The organism is Nocardia sp. NPDC046473 (assembly GCF_040645995.1).
In the GTDB taxonomy this organism is placed as follows: Bacteria; Actinomycetota; Actinomycetes; order Mycobacteriales; family Mycobacteriaceae; genus Nocardia.
In genome coordinates this window covers 49,734-64,064 of record NZ_JBEYZJ010000015.1, presented here as the reverse complement: position 1 = coordinate 64,064, position 14,331 = coordinate 49,734, and the positions used below count along the sequence as shown (strand labels likewise).

General features: G+C 61.7%; 13 protein-coding genes. 12 read left to right on the top strand and 1 reads right to left on the bottom strand.

The genetic code is table 11. The features are described from left to right. The first annotated feature begins 74 nt into the window (after positions 1 to 74). From ABZ942_RS41720 to ABZ942_RS41710, 3 genes are all read left to right on the top strand, one after another. Positions 75 to 986 (top strand): putative selenate ABC transporter substrate-binding protein, encoded by a 912-nt coding sequence (locus ABZ942_RS41720; protein ID WP_357391803.1) that lies wholly within the window; start codon positions 75 to 77, stop codon positions 984 to 986. A gap of 59 nt (positions 987 to 1,045) precedes the next feature. Further along, positions 1,046 to 1,756 carry an ATP-binding cassette domain-containing protein gene (locus ABZ942_RS41715; RefSeq protein ID WP_357391802.1) on the top strand — a complete coding sequence of 237 codons (711 nt, stop codon included), beginning with the start codon at positions 1,046 to 1,048 and terminating at the stop codon, positions 1,754 to 1,756. Between the two features lie 122 nt (positions 1,757 to 1,878). Beyond that, entirely contained in the window at positions 1,879 to 3,447 is a 1,569-nt protein-coding gene (locus ABZ942_RS41710) for an ABC transporter permease subunit (RefSeq protein ID WP_357391801.1), read from the top strand. Between the two features lie 49 nt (positions 3,448 to 3,496). Here the strand turns inward: ABZ942_RS41710 and ABZ942_RS41705 are convergent, their stop codons facing one another. Further along, on the bottom strand, positions 3,497 to 4,495 hold the full coding sequence (locus tag ABZ942_RS41705) for an alpha/beta hydrolase-fold protein (RefSeq protein WP_357391800.1): 999 nt from the start codon (positions 4,493 to 4,495) through the stop codon (positions 3,497 to 3,499). A gap of 248 nt (positions 4,496 to 4,743) precedes the next feature. Here ABZ942_RS41705 and ABZ942_RS41700 point away from each other — a divergent pair, with 248 nt between their 5' ends. From ABZ942_RS41700 to ABZ942_RS41660, 9 genes are all read left to right on the top strand, one after another. Continuing rightward, positions 4,744 to 6,195, top strand: coding sequence for an FAD-dependent oxidoreductase (locus ABZ942_RS41700; RefSeq protein ID WP_357391799.1), 1,452 nt, complete (start codon positions 4,744 to 4,746; stop codon positions 6,193 to 6,195). Between the two features lie 19 nt (positions 6,196 to 6,214). Continuing rightward, complete coding sequence (locus ABZ942_RS41695; RefSeq protein WP_357391798.1) at positions 6,215 to 7,408, top strand: PatB family C-S lyase; 1,194 nt, start codon at positions 6,215 to 6,217, stop codon at positions 7,406 to 7,408. A 79-nt stretch (positions 7,409 to 7,487) separates the two neighbouring features. Next, positions 7,488 to 8,159, top strand: a complete 672-nt coding sequence (locus tag ABZ942_RS41690; protein WP_357391797.1) for a methyltransferase domain-containing protein — start codon at positions 7,488 to 7,490, stop codon at positions 8,157 to 8,159. A 115-nt stretch (positions 8,160 to 8,274) separates the two neighbouring features. Beyond that, positions 8,275 to 9,087 (top strand): metalloregulator ArsR/SmtB family transcription factor, encoded by an 813-nt coding sequence (locus tag ABZ942_RS41685; protein WP_357391796.1) that lies wholly within the window; start codon positions 8,275 to 8,277, stop codon positions 9,085 to 9,087. A 97-nt stretch (positions 9,088 to 9,184) separates the two neighbouring features. Continuing rightward, positions 9,185 to 10,597, top strand: coding sequence for a DHA2 family efflux MFS transporter permease subunit (locus tag ABZ942_RS41680; protein ID WP_357391795.1), 1,413 nt, complete (start codon positions 9,185 to 9,187; stop codon positions 10,595 to 10,597). A gap of 191 nt (positions 10,598 to 10,788) precedes the next feature. Then, on the top strand, positions 10,789 to 11,607 hold the full coding sequence (locus ABZ942_RS41675; RefSeq protein ID WP_357391794.1) for a class I SAM-dependent methyltransferase: 819 nt from the start codon (positions 10,789 to 10,791) through the stop codon (positions 11,605 to 11,607). 477 nt (positions 11,608 to 12,084) lie between these two features. Then, positions 12,085 to 12,438 carry a DsrE family protein gene (locus tag ABZ942_RS41670; protein WP_357391793.1) on the top strand — a complete coding sequence of 118 codons (354 nt, stop codon included), beginning with the start codon at positions 12,085 to 12,087 and terminating at the stop codon, positions 12,436 to 12,438. Positions 12,439 to 12,470: 32 nt separating this feature from the next. Beyond that, entirely contained in the window at positions 12,471 to 13,643 is a 1,173-nt protein-coding gene (locus ABZ942_RS41665) for an FAD/NAD(P)-binding oxidoreductase (RefSeq protein WP_357391956.1), read from the top strand. 107 nt (positions 13,644 to 13,750) lie between these two features. After that, the gene (locus ABZ942_RS41660) at positions 13,751 to 14,299 is read left to right on the top strand and encodes a peroxidase-related enzyme (protein ID WP_357391792.1); all 549 of its coding nucleotides are present in this window, start codon (positions 13,751 to 13,753) and stop codon (positions 14,297 to 14,299) included. Positions 14,300 to 14,331: the final 32 nt, after the last annotated feature.

Below are 14,331 nucleotides of genomic sequence, written 5' to 3'. Positions count from 1 at the left end.
GGGGTTGCACGCTGGTGCGGCAAAGCTTTACGCCGACTGATGCGGGCATCCTCACCGAGGAAGTTGGATCTCCGATGAGACATCTTGGTCGCGCCGTCATTCTCGCTCTCAGTGCATTGCTGGCGGTCGCCTGCGGTGGATCGCCAGGCAATCCGCACCACGAGGGCGGAAACGCCGAGCTGCGGATCGGTGCGATTCCCGATCAGGATCCGCAAAAGCTGCAACGCACCTACGGTGTGCTATCCGATTGGCTCAGCAGCAAACTGGGTGTCAAGGTCGAATACGTGCCCGTCACGGACTACACGGCATCGGTAAGCGCCTTTGTCCGCGGGGACCTGGATCTTGTCTTCTTCGGCGGGCTGACCGCGGTGCAGGCGATGCACCAGTTGCCGGGTGCGGCGCCGATCGTACAACGCGATATCGACGCCGAGTTTCGCAGCGTCTTCGTGGCCAACGTCGGGAGCAACATCAAGCCTGTCGATGGCGTCGCGGGACTGAAAACGCTTGCAGGGCATCGGTATACGTTCGGTTCGGACACGTCTACCTCGGGTCGGCTTATGCCGCAGTTCTTCTTGCAGGAAGCCGGTGTCGGCGTCGGTGACTTCGCCGGCGAGCCCGGGTTCTCCGGTTCGCACGATGCGACCTGGAAGCTCGTCCAGGAGGGAACCTATGAAGTGGGCGCGCTGAACGCCGCGGTGTGGGACGACAGGCTGGCTTCCGGAGCGATCGACAGATCGAAAGTTCGCGAAGTGTTCCGCACGCCGTCCTACCACGACTATTGCTGGGTTGCCCGGCCTGATCTCGACAAGCGATTCGGCGACGGCTTCACGGGCAAGGTGACCGCTGCACTATTGGCGATCGACGGCAGTGACGAGCACGAGCACGAGATCCTGCAGGCGTTCGCGGCTCAGAAATTCATCCCGACCGAGGCCGCCAACTACGCTCAGATCGAAGCCGTGGCACGCGATCTGGGTCTGCTGAATTGATCGCTATGACCGCGCCGGTGTTCGAACTCCAGGATGTGGCGGTTCGTTACGGATCAACGGTGGCTCTCGAAGGAATCGACCTCACGGTGGCGCCGGGGGAGCGCATCGCGATCATCGGGCCCAGCGGTGCGGGCAAAACGACGTTGATCGGTCTGCTCAACGCTACTGTCGTCGCGACAGAAGGTCGCGTGCGAGCACTGGGTTGCGACTATGCGACGGCCGGCGCTCGTCGGACACGAGCGGCGCAGGGCCGGATCGGAACTATCCACCAGCAGTTCGACCTCGTGGACCAGCTCCGCACGGTGCACAACGTGAACGCCGGCAGGCTGAGCCGCTGGCCGTTCTGGAAGGCCGTGCTGTCGTTGATGCAGGCGCACGATGTGCGGTCGGTGCGCGCGGCACTGGATCGGGTGGGCATCGGCGACAAGATCAACGAGCGGACGGGCACGCTGTCCGGCGGTGAGAAGCAACGGGTCGCGATAGCGCGCGTGCTTGTGCAACAGCCCGTCGCGATCTTGGCCGACGAACCGATCGCCAGCCTCGATCCTGTTCGCGGTCGGCAGATCATCGACTTGCTTCTCACGCTCTCGAACGAGGCCGGCGTCACGTTGATCACGAGCCTGCACGACGTGGACATCGCGTTGAGCTGCTTCGAGCGGATCGTCGGCCTGCGAGCCGGTCGGGTGATCTTCGACCGCCATCGAAAAGACCTGAGCGACACCGAAATCGAAGAAATATATCTGCTCGAACCAGCTGTCGTAGGCCGATGACTGTCAAGGCCATCGGGCTCGAATCGAATGGTGTGGCGGTAACGCCCGCATGCGGTAATTCTCGACGTCAGCAGTCGCGGGGCACTGGTAGTCCCGCGCGCCGGCGACATGTGTGGTTGGGATTGCTGGCGGCCGCTGTGACGGGGTCGGTCGTGCTGGGAATCTGGCACAAACCGGTATTGCTCCCCGGAGGTGGTGCAGCGTTCGCCGAGTTCTTCGGAGACGCTCTCCACCCCGAGCTCGATGGAAAATTCGTCGTCCTGACGCTTACCTCGACATTGACAACGCTCGCCTACGCCGTGCTGGGAACTCTGCTCGCCATTGTGATCGGCATCGTCGGTGGCATTTTGACAGCGCAGGCCTGGTGGTGGTCGGGTCCTCGAACTCGTGGACAACGCGGCAAGGTGGGGTGGGCCGCTGCTCGCGTGGCGCTCGCATTGCCGCGCGGAATCCACGAGGTGGTCTGGGCGCTGTTCTTCCTGCTCGTCTTCGGGCTCAATCCGATGGTCGCGGTGCTCGCTATCGGTATTCCCTTCGGTGCCGTCACCGCAAAGGTCTTTTCGGAGCTGCTGGACGAAGCACCGCGTCGGCCGTATGAGGCGCTGCGAGCCGCGGGCGTCGGGAAACTGGCGGCGATGCTTTATGGGCTTATCCCGCTTGCGTTGCCCGACCTGATCTCCTACGGTTTCTACCGCTTCGACTGCGCGATTCGCAGCGCCGCGATTCTCGGTATCGTCGGCGCGGGCGGGCTCGGTTATGAACTGATGCTGAGCTTTCAGACACTGCGCTACGACGAGATCTGGACCTCGTTGTATGCGCTGATCGGGTTGAATGTCGCGGCCGACTTCTGGAGTGGCTGGGTGCGTCGCCGTCACAGCAAGCGCCATCGCGATCCGGTGCTTGTCGGATCGTTGCTTGTAGTCGTATCGCTTGCCGTGCTGTCGATCTGGTGGATAGGCCTCGACATGCGCGTGCTCGGTGACCCTGGCAACTGGAGGCAAGCCATCGCCGTGCTGATCAAGGCGTGGCCGCCTGCGATCGGCTCCGACGGCGTCGACAAGCTGATCGAGCTGACGACCACAACGCTTGCCATGTCAGTGCTTGCCATGGCGTTCGCGTTCGGGGGCGGTGTGGTGCTGTCATTTCCCGCCGCCAGGCTGTCGCAGCTGGGCCGCCGGACCAACGATGGCCTTGTGCGACAGGCGCGGAGAATCATCACGTTTGCGGTCGTCCGGATCGTTCTTGTGGTGCTGCGGGCGATTCCACCACCGGTGTGGGCGCTGCTGTTCCTGTTCGTCTGCTATCCGGGCATCGTGCCGGGCGCCTTGGCGCTCGGCGTCTACACCGCAGGTGTGCTGGGACGGTTGATGGCCGAAGCCGCCGAGAACCTGGACGGCCGCCCGCTGCGGGCTTTGCGCGCACAGGGAGCGACCGAGGCGCAGGTGTTCTGTTACGGCGTGGTGCCGGCGGTGACGCCGCGATTCGTCGCATTTGGGCTATACCGCTGGGAAGTGACGATCCGGGAAACCATTGTGGTCGGCGTCGTCGGGGCAGGCGGATTGGGGCTGCTGCTAGATCACAGGCTGCATGTGTTCGACTATCGCGGGGCGCTCACTGCGATGCTTGCTCTCACCGCGCTGACTGTCGTAGTCGATTTCACCAGCGCATTTGTCCGTCGATCGATACGGTGATCTCGAGTGTTCAACTGCGGAAAAGTTCACGTTGAACATGTGCGGCCGATCAATCGGCAGATAGCCGTTCGGCGAGCCAGCCCAGGGATAAGGGGTAGCGATGATCGATGCCGTTGTGCTTGCCCGGGAACAGTTCGAAGCGCACGACATCAGCTGGGACGCCCGCCTGCTGGAGGGCCGCGTGGAAAGCTTGAGCGCCGATATCGAGGTAGTGCTCGTCCTGCGTGCCGCCATCGACCCAGATTGCCCGCATCGACTTCAACGCCTCGGTGTGGTTGGGCACCATCCGTACCGGATCCCAGTCCAGCCACCTCTGCCACACCGCTGGCCGGAGCATCCCGGTGGCCGGGTCGAACGGAAGTTCAGGGGTGCCGTCCGCGCGGGCCGACAGACATGCCGACATGCCATAGATGATCAGTAGAGACGGGTCCTCGGGCCGGGTGAAGCTGCCGCGTTGCTGGAAGTCCTGCCACCACTGTGTGATGTCCCCGCCGTAATTACGCAGGAAGCGTACGCACATCGGGAACTTCGCGAAACAGGTGAACTCGAACAGCGCATCACCGGCGTGCGTCGCGAAACCGCCGAAGAGGTCCGGTCTCAGCATCGAGGTGACCATGGCGCCGAACCCGCCACTGGACTTCCCGGAGATGCCGCGGCGTGCGGCCGCACGATGGGTCCGGTAGTGCGAGTCGACCCAAGGGACAATCTCGTCACAAAGGTAGGTGTGGTATCGGCCGGTCCCCGGCGAGTCGAGAAACTGGCTTCCGCCATATTTTGTCCAAGTGTCCACGAACACGACGATCGCCGGTGGAATCTCCGCACTGGCCATCAGGTCGTCGACGATCTCGATAAAAGGACGCTGGAATGGATATCTATTCCACCACATTTCGATTCGTCCCATATACCCCTGCAATATATAGATTGACGGATACTTGCGCATATCGTCTTCGTCGTAGCCGGGCGGCACGTACACCCACAGTGGTCGCGTATCGGCATCTTGCAGAATATTGCCACGAAGCGATTCGCTCTCGATCAGGTGTTCGTCCAACCGGCCGAACAGAACAGGGGACGATGTTGGCGACATCTCAGCTCCTTGGCCTAGAGGTGGTGGTGTCAATCTTGAAAGATATGTTGTCGCGCGGCGAGTGTCAGCTTTCAAGTCGACGCCGTCGTGTATAAGAAAATCCTTGCATTCATTTGAAAAGAGATTGACAGTGCGCTTCAGATTTCGGGACAATTTCGCGAGTGGCACCTGTCCTTGGAAATCGTTGGGGTGCGGTTTGAACGGAGGATCATATGACTACTACCGATTGGGATGTCATCGTCGTTGGTGGTGGGCCGGCCGGATCGACTGCGGCAACCATCACCTCATTGGACGGTCATCGCGTCCTACTGCTGGAGCGAGATGTGCTGCCGCGCTTTCAGATCGGCGAGTCACTGCTTCCGTCGACGATCCATGGAATCATTCCGCTGCTTGGTATGCGTGACGAAATCGAGCGTGCTGGATTCATTCGAAAGAATGGCGGAACATTCCGGTGGGGTGCCAGTGACGAGCCGTGGACCTTCGCCTTCGCGGCATCGCCGGATATGATCGAACTCGGCGCTTACGGCTATCAAGTCGAGCGTATGAAGTTCGACGAGATGCTGCTCCGCAATGCGGAGCGGCAGGGTGTCGAAGTCCGCCAAAATCATGGTGTGAACGGCGTGCTGGAGACCGAGGGGCGGGTAGGCGGAGTTACCTTTACCGATGACAAGGGGCAACGTCGATCGGCCACCGCAAAATTCGTGATCGACGCCTCCGGCCACGGTAGCCGCATACATCGAGCGGTGGGCGGCGACCGCGAATACTCGCCGTTCTTCCGGAACCTTGCGGTGTTTTCGTACTTCGAAGACGGGGGCAGACTGCCGGAACCGAACAGTGGCAACATCCTCTCGGCGGCCTTCGACGACGGCTGGTTCTGGTACATCCCGTTGAGTGACAAGCTGACCAGTGTTGGTGCGGTAGTCAGCGCCGATAAAGCGGCGTCGATCCAGGCAGATCCCGATGCGGCACTACGTTCGTTCATCACCCAGTGTCCCCTCGTCGACCGTTATCTGCGTGGTGCTCGACGGTCGACAGCAGCACCCTACGACAAGGTTCGGGTGCGTAAGGACTACTCATACGATCGACCTAGTCTCTGGCGGCCAGGAATGGCTGTCGTCGGCGATGCGGCGATGTTCATCGATCCGGTGTTTTCCTCCGGGGTACATCTGTCTACCTATGGCGCGCTGCTCGCGGCGCGAGCAATCAACACCCACCTCGCGGGCAGTGCGGACGAAGCCACGTGTTTCAGCGAGTTCGAAACTCGATACCGGCTGGAATTCGCGATCTTCCGAGATTTTCTCGTTGCGTTCTACAAGATGAACCGCACCGAGGAATCGTATTACTGGGAAGCGAAACGTGTTGCCCACCATGATGGTTCGGTCCTCGAGGCGTTCCTCGATGTGGTCGGAGGCATGATGGCGCGCGACATCGTTCCCCCTGGTGGGCTTCCTCCGGAGGCCAAGACAATGCCGATTCCGCCAGCCATGATCGGCGGTTTCGCCAAGGGGATGGAGATGGGCATCCGGGATATGCGCGGTGCGGTCGATCGTGGCGCGCCGATGCCCGCGGCTGCGTCGAAGTTCGTGCCGTCGGCAGACGGCCGGCGGTGGCAGGTTCCGGCGGATCACGTCGATCCGGACACGCGGCAGGCCGTCGGCCGCTGAACTGATCGGAGGAATCGTGATGACCGATCACCCAGCAAACGAGATGGCCCTACGCGCGTACGGCTTCGACAACCTCGACCTGAGGTGGCTCAGGAGCAAGACCGGGGTCAAATGGGGACGAATCGCGCCCGACGTCCTTCCCGCGTGGATAGCGGACATGGACTTCCCGGTGGCGCCGCCGGTGCTGGATGCGCTGGCAGCGACTTTGAGCCGGGGTGATCTCGGGTATCCCGCCTGGTCGAACTGGGGCGGTCCGGATCCACTTGCGAACGACTTCACCAAGCGGATGGAGTTGTATCACTGGGCGCCCCAGCCTGATTGGGTGCGCAGCTTCAGCGACATCATCCAGGCAATCCAGATAGTCATCCAGACGATGACCGCACCGGGGGATGGCGTCGTCATTCAGACGCCGAGCTACCCGCCGTTCTTGAAGACGGTGACGATGATGGGCCGGCGTGCCATCACGGATCCGATCGAACGCACCGAAGGTGGGTGGTCGTTCGACCCGCAGCGGCTGCGCCGGACGATCGTCGAGGAACGCCCTCGTGTGCTGATCGTTGTCAATCCACATAACCCGACCGGACGGGTGTTCACCAGAGCTGAGCTCGAGGAGCTCGCCGAGATCGCGATCGCCAACGACATGGTGGTCGTGTCCGACGAGGTGCTCGCCGATCTCGCGTTCGCGCCACACCGGCACATCCCGATCGCATCGCTGAGCCCTGAGATCGCGGCGAGAACGATCACCATGACCTCCGCTACCAAAGCATTCAACTTCGCGGGTCTGCGATGCGCGGTGACCCACATCGGTCCAGCGGAGCTGCGCGAGGCGATCGACGCCGCTCCGCCGGATGTCTTCGGTGTAGTCAACGTACTCGGAATCGAAGCGACGAAGGCTGCCTGGTGCGACGGTGACGGTTGGCTTGCTGCGGTCCGGGATCGACTTCGACAGAACCGGGACATGGTGTGCGACAGCATCGTTCAACGGATGCCGATGATCACATGCGATCCGCCCGAGGCGAACTACCTGCTCTGGTTGGATTGCGGAAAACTTCACAAAGAAGACACCGCCGTGTTCTTTCGGGAAGCCGCCCGGGTGGAACTCAGCACGGGCAAGAGTTTCGGCCCGGGGTGCGAAGACTTCGTCCGTCTGAACTTCGCCACCTCGCCCAACATCCTTACCGAAATCTTGAGTCGTATGGCTGCCGCAGTATGAAAACCATACGTGCCACCCGGCATCGGAGAAGCTACGCCGGGGATGCACACCGACCGTCATCGGAGAATGGAAGACACAAATGGCTGTGGCGAACGACAAGGTGGCCCGTCGCTGGAGCTCGGGAAAGCCGAGTCAGCGCATCTACAACTACACCATTCGCCGACCCCGCCTGTTCCGCTTGCTCAGCAGGGTCGTCTGGGGTGCCGACGTGCGACCGTTCTATGCCGATATCGCGGGCCTCGCGGACCTCGCTGTCGGCTCGCGGGTGCTGGACGTGCCTTGCGGGTGCGGGGTGGCATTTCGGGGAATCGAGGGCATGAAGGTAACCGGCTACGTCGCTGCTGACATTTCGCCGTTCATGCTCGAACAGGCAGAAGTCGAGGCGGCACGCCGCGGCATCACCGGTATCGAGTACGTCCAGACGGACGTAGCACGTATGCCCTTCCCCGACAGCGCTTTCGATGTGTGTGTGAGCTATAACGGGCTGCACTGCTTTCCTGATCCAGCCGCTGCTGCAGCGGAGATGGCCAGGGTCCTGCGAGCCGGCGGCGAGCTGCGAGGCACTGTCGTCATCACCGGTGGAAGCGCGCTGTCGGCGGCGGCAATCGCGAAGTTTCAGCGCACCGATCAGTTCGCGACCGTCGGCTCCTTCGAGGACCTGCGCGAGTGCCTGAACGGCGCGGGATTCGGTGACCTCCGCCTGGATCGGCAGGGCGCCTATGTGGTCTTTCATGCTCGCAAAGCCAACTGATCGGTCCAGTATTCGCCGCCGGAGGGGCGACGAACAAAGGTTCGGCGCGGGCCCTTGCATCGCCCAGGTGTATAAGTCTAGTCTAACCGTCAGTGAACACTAACGGAGGTTCACGATGGACACTTACGGGGGTTCAGCTGCTCTCATGTTGCTCGGCGACCGTAGTAGACGCGCAATCTTCGAGCGCCTGGCTCGGGGCGCGTGTTCGGTCGGTGAGCTGGCGGAGACGCTACCCATCAGTAGGCCGGCGGTGTCCCAGCATCTTTCTGCGCTGAGAATTGGCGGACTTGTCATCTGCGAGGTACAGGGCACACGACACGTCTACCGGCTCAACGTCGAGGGTGTAGCAGGAATACGGGCGTATCTGGATCGGATCCAGGAAGATGCGCTCCGCTCTTTTCGAAGTGCTGCGGAAGCGGCGTTATCTACAGCAGAAAAGGAGTCATCTATGAGTACGCCAGCGTCGATCCCGGTGATCAGTGGAAGCGTCACGGTCGATGTACCTCGAGAGCATGCGTTCAAGTTCTTCACCGAATCATTCGGAAGCTGGTGGCCGACTGTATTCCACATCGGTCAAGCGGACATGGCTGACGGGGTCATCGAGCCTCGGGAGGGCGGCCGCTGGTTCGAGAAGGGCGTGGACGGTTCGGAATGCGACTGGGGTCGGGTGATCGCTTGGGATCCGCCGAACAAGATCGTCTTGACCTGGCAGATCAACGGGATGTTCGCGTTCGACGGAGATCCTGAGCACGCCAGTGAGATCGAGATCCGCTTCGCCTCCGCAGGCCCGGATCAGACCACAGTGGACGTCGAGCATCGAAACATCGAGCGGTTGATTCAGGGGCAGGGCGTCTACGACGGCATCAATCAGGGTGGTGGCTGGCAGGCCAACCTCGACGCCTACGCGGCGGCGCTCGCGAACAAGTAACACCATCTCAGACGTGTGATCGGTTGTCGGCCCGGCCTTTCGGGTCGGCAACCGCATCCACGACCGCCGGTTGAACGACTTCACGAGGGGAGCCGACATGGCGACAGCCGTTGATGAGCAGGACACCGCAGGAAGCCACGCCTGGAGCGTCGCGTTGGGCTCGGTCGCGTCATTCATGGTCGGCCTAGACGTCCTGATCATGATGACTGCCGTGTCGACTCTGCACCTCGAGTTCAACACGGACGCAGCAGGTATCGGATGGACCATCAACGCCTATGAGATCGGCTTCGCCGCGTTGATCCTGACCGGCTCGGTGATCGGCGACCGGTACGGACGCAAACGGATGTTCATCGTCGGAGTCGCTTGGTTCACTGTCGGATCAGTGTTGTGTGCGCTCAGCACCAGCATGGAGATGCTTGTTCTCGCTCGTGGCTTCCAGGGGCTCGGCGGCGGCATCGCGACAGCGTTGGCACTCGCAGTGATCACAGCGTCCACGCCGTCGGAGCGCCGCGGCACCGCATTCGGCATCTGGGGCGCGGTGATGGGCATGGCGGTCGCGGTCGGCCCGCTGGTCGGCGGAACGATTATTCATTTCTTGTCCTGGGAATGGTGTTTCTGGTTGAACGTGCCAATCGGCTTGGTCGTCATCGTTCTCACCTGGCGGAAGGTGCCGGAGAGCCGGGGCAGTGCGACCGGGATCGACTTCTTGGGCATGTTCTTGTCGACGGCCGGTGTGGTCTCTTTGGCGCAAGCACTCTTGCGTGGCGGTGAGGTCGGCTGGACCTCGCCCTCGATAGTCGGCGGCATCATTGCGGGGTTGTTGCTGTTGATCGCGTTCGTTGCCTGGCAGCGACGCGCATCTGCACCGATGATGCCGTTACGAATGTTCGAGAATTTGAGCTTCTCGGGCGGCTGTGGGGTCAGTTTCGTTCTCGGTGCCAGCCTTTACGGCAACGCATTCCTGTTCGCGCAGTACCTGCAGCTCGCGCTCGGCGACGACCCTCTGATGGTCGGGGTCAAAATGCTTCCGTGGGTGGCACTCGCACCGGTTGTCGCTCCGATAGCGGGCGTACTCGCGGATAGAATCGGCGAGCGGCCGATCGTGGTAGTCGCCCTTGTGCTGTTCGCGGGCGCGTTCTTCGCCATTGGGCCGCTGGTCAAAGCGGGAGTCGGCTACGGAACCCTCGTGTTGCCCTTGGTAGTGGCGGGTATTGGTGTAGCGGCACTGTTCCCGGCACTGGCTACCGCGGTCATGAGAGTCGTCGATCCGGATCGCCTCGGTGTCGCTTCCGGTGTCAGCAACACCATCAGGCAGGTAGGCGCCGTGTTCGGTGTGGCTATTGCCGTGGCTATTTTCACGTCCTTTGGCGGTTACCGGTCTCCGCAAGATTTTGTCGACGGCTTCACCCCTGCCGCTATTGTCCTGGCTGCGATCACACTGGCCGGTTTGATACCCGCAATGCTGATCCGTCCGCGTACCGTAAAGGTCGATGCAGTCTCTGTCAAGTGAGCAGAAGTGAGTCTTTTTTGATTTGCCTGAATAGCTTTTAGGGCAACTGATCGATTGCGGCCGCAGAGCAATTCTGCGGCCGTTTCAGTGCTTCTTGTTTGACCACTCGACTCCTCGGCGAGATTATTGTGCAGTAACCATCGTCGGATAGGAATCCGTGACAATCACGTATTTCGAGAAAAGGAGCCGGGATGACTATGGCGCCAGAGATCATGGATCGAATGCGGAGTATGTGGGGAGCAGTTGACTATCACCCGATCGCGGTGCGTGATGTATTCGTCGGCGAATTGTTGGCCCGCGCCGTGGATGTTCATCCAGGTCAGGATGTCCTGGACGTGGGTGCCGGATCCGGCAACGCCGCACTCGCCGCCGCCCGACGCGGCGCGCGCGTAGTGGCAACCGACTTGGTGGCGTCGTCGCTTGAAACTGCCACGCGGCGCGCCTCGAGCGAGGGGCTACACCTTCGCGTCGAAACGGCCGACGCCCAAGATCTGCCGTTCGATGCCGACACTTTCGACATAGTCATGTCGACCTTCGGGGCAATGTACGCGCCGAATCATGCGCGTACCGCCGCCGAACTGGTTCGTGTCTGTCGGCCGGGCGGTCGGATCGGACTTACGAACTGGACGCCGAGCGGTATTGTCGGCCGCCTGCAGGGGATGATGGCAAAGGCGATGGCACAGCCGCCGAGCGCTGGAAGCAAGCCGGGCGGGGGACCGCCCACACTGTGGGGAACTGAAGAACATTGTCGCGAGCTGTTCGGCGACCGGGTGACCCTGACGAGCACGGTCCGAGTGCACGAATGGTGCGCTCCAACCGCGGCGGCTCAGGTCCAGCTGCTGCTGAATCATCTGCCGCCCTGGCATACCGCGTTCAAAATGCTGCCACCTGACAAGCAGCAGGAGATTTCCGCCGCGGCTATAGCGGAGTTCGAGCGAGCAAACCGGGCCCAGGACGGCACTAACATCGCTGAGGCGGAATACCTCGAAGTCGTTGCGACTGTTGGGTAAGAGGATGGAGCCGGTGGCTTCCGGCTTTTGACCATCAGTTCTGGATCGTCGACCTGTTCTGCGGCCGGCGATCCAGCGGCTGGTGGTCTTTGTGATTCTGCGGACGGCCGATCGTCCCGACATGCGGACTGACGGTGCGACTGTACCCATTCGCGTTTACTGCAGATCGCCCGATCAGTGGGGATAGTAGCGGCGGGGGACGTGGAGCGCCCGGCAAGGGGGCCGTGGCGGGAGCCGGCGGTGGGACCGGTGATTGCCAGGTTTTCAAATGCGGATTTTCCGAAGTTGAGCACGTCTGAATGTGCTCAAATCCTGTGCCCCCGCAGGACAGTGGCGTTCGTCGATCATCACTTACGGATTGAGTTCATTGTCACGATGAACCACCTCTGATGATAATGAAGCAGTGAAGAATGCGGTCGATGAATACTTCTTGCCGTTATTCGGGATGTCGGTAATTTCGGGATTGGGGAACTGAAAATGAAGTTCTTGTTTGTGCTTCACGACCCTCCATACGGCACAGAGCGGACGTACAACGGACTCCGCTGGGCGCAGCGAATGCTGGTCGGCGAGTCGGAAAACGAAGTAAAGGTCTTCTTTATGGGCGATGCGGTGGGTGCTGTCCGGCCAGGACAGAAAACGCCGGACGGCTACTACAACATCGAGACAATGGTCCGCAGCATCGTGGAGCATGGCGGCGCCCTTGGCTCGTGCGGGACGTGCCTGGACGCTCGCGGCATTCCGGACACCGATCTCGTGAAAGGAACGCATCGCTCATCGATGCCTGAACTCGGCCGTTGGACGGAGTGGGCGGACACCGTCATCAACGTCTGATCCACCTTTCACCTTTTGGAGGACGCTTCCTCATGTCGCGAACCGTTGTAGTTCTCGGTGCCGGCACTGGTGGGTTGACCACCGCGGGCTTGTTGCGGGAGATGCTCGATCCGGATGATCGGATCGTCGTTGTCGATCGCTGTTTGAAGGCGGCGCAAGGTCTGTCGCTGCTGTGGATCATGCGTGGCTGGCGCAGTTCCGACCAGGTCATGCACACACCAGATCGGCTCAACAGTCTCGACGTCGAAGTGATCGAATCCGAAGTCGGGTGTATCGACCTCGCTGGCAGGAATGTGGTTACAGCGGCCGGCGAGGTCAGCTACGACGCGCTGGTGATCGCACTCGGTGCGGAGCTGAGACCACAGGGGCTCGTCGGATTCCCGGAAGCTGTCAGCGTCGGGCGTGCGGGGGAGTTCTACACGATGGACGGCGCGCTGGCGGTTCATGACCAGTTGAGCCAATTCAGTGGCGGCCGTTTGGCGTTCGTCGTTGCCGGAATGCCCTTCAAGTGTCCGGCTGCGCCCTACGAAGGCGCATTGCTAGCTGCTGACCTGCTAGCGGAGCGCGGCGTTCGATCGGACGTGCAGATCGACTTCTACACCCCTGAGCCGCTACCGATGCCGGTCGCAGGTCCGGTTGTCGGCAAACGCTTGGCCGCACTGCTCGCCGAGCGAAATATCGAGTACCACCCGTCGACGCCGATCGAGCGAGTGGATCCCGCGGGCGAGTTGCGATTCGTGGATGGATCACGGGCAGCGTTCGACTATCTGATTGCAATCCCGCCACACGGCGCACCACGCCCGGTCAGCGAAGCGGGCTTCAGCGAAGCGGGCTGGATCCCGGTCGACGCACGCACGCTGACGACGGCAGCGGAGGGCGTATGGGCACTTGGTGATGTAGCGCTCGTGACCTTGGCGAACGGGAAGCCGCTGCCGAAAGCCGCAGTGTTCGCCCGCGGTCAGGCAGCGGCTGTTGCGACCGGAGTCGCAGCGTATCTCGGGATCGATATCGAGCCAACAGAATTCAACGGCGATGGCTACTGCTATGTCGAGACAGGCGGTGGCCTGGCTGCCAAAGGCGCGGGAAATTTCTACACCGAGCCGGCGCCGACCGTGACGCTCACCGAGCCGTCCGCAGCGTCCCATTCCGAAAAGGAGGAGGAAGAAATCGGCTGGATCAGCCGATGGTCCGGAACCGACGTTTAACTCGACGTTCCGCTGAGTTATGCCCTGGCGGAACGACTCTCAGCACTAGGCCAGTGCCCGGGCGACGTATGCGCCTGGTTGGTCGAATACCACTCAAGGAGCTTCGAATGCCGCACGTCACTATCCCCGCAGATCTGCCACCGGGAACCCCCGGACTGATGCAGTACCGCCAGGAAACCGGCGGCCCGATCAGCCAACTCGCCGAGGTACTGCTCCGCAGTGAGCACAGCATGAGCAGGTCTGATCGCGAGTTGATCGCCGCCTACGTCTCGCAGTTGAACAACTGCGAGTTCTGCGTCAGGACCCACAGTGAGGTCAGCGCGCAGCAAAGCCCTGAAGGGCGCGCCGTCGTGGACAAGGTGCTCGCCGACGTCGACAGTGCCCCGCTCACACCGAAGATGCGGGCGCTGATCACCATCGCCGAGGCCGTCGCGGAGAACGGCAAGCTCGTCAACGACGAGATGGTCGAGGCGGCTCGTGCAGCGGGCGCGACAGACACCGAGATTCACGACTCGGTGCTGATATCGGCCGCATTCTGCATGTACAACCGCTACTGCGATGGCATGGCAGCGGTCGTGCCCGAGGATCCGGCCGCCTATGTGGGCATGGCCGCGCACATCATTCGCGAGGGGTACAGCCGCTGCGCAACCGGGTAGGGCAGTAAATCGCCGATCGGCCGGTGTCAGAC

Coding starts and splice junctions, on each gene's coding strand:
- ABZ942_RS41665 (WP_357391956.1), top strand. CDS start 12,471: ATGTCGCGAACCGTTGTAGTTCTCGGTGCCGGCACTGGTGGGTTGACC.
- ABZ942_RS41720 (WP_357391803.1), top strand. CDS start 75: ATGAGACATCTTGGTCGCGCCGTCATTCTCGCTCTCAGTGCATTGCTG.
- ABZ942_RS41675 (WP_357391794.1), top strand. CDS start 10,789: ATGACTATGGCGCCAGAGATCATGGATCGAATGCGGAGTATGTGGGGA.
- ABZ942_RS41695 (WP_357391798.1), top strand. CDS start 6,215: ATGACCGATCACCCAGCAAACGAGATGGCCCTACGCGCGTACGGCTTC.
- ABZ942_RS41690 (WP_357391797.1), top strand. CDS start 7,488: ATGGCTGTGGCGAACGACAAGGTGGCCCGTCGCTGGAGCTCGGGAAAG.
- ABZ942_RS41700 (WP_357391799.1), top strand. CDS start 4,744: ATGACTACTACCGATTGGGATGTCATCGTCGTTGGTGGTGGGCCGGCC.
- ABZ942_RS41670 (WP_357391793.1), top strand. CDS start 12,085: ATGAAGTTCTTGTTTGTGCTTCACGACCCTCCATACGGCACAGAGCGG.
- ABZ942_RS41660 (WP_357391792.1), top strand. CDS start 13,751: ATGCCGCACGTCACTATCCCCGCAGATCTGCCACCGGGAACCCCCGGA.
- ABZ942_RS41685 (WP_357391796.1), top strand. CDS start 8,275: ATGGACACTTACGGGGGTTCAGCTGCTCTCATGTTGCTCGGCGACCGT.
- ABZ942_RS41680 (WP_357391795.1), top strand. CDS start 9,185: ATGGCGACAGCCGTTGATGAGCAGGACACCGCAGGAAGCCACGCCTGG.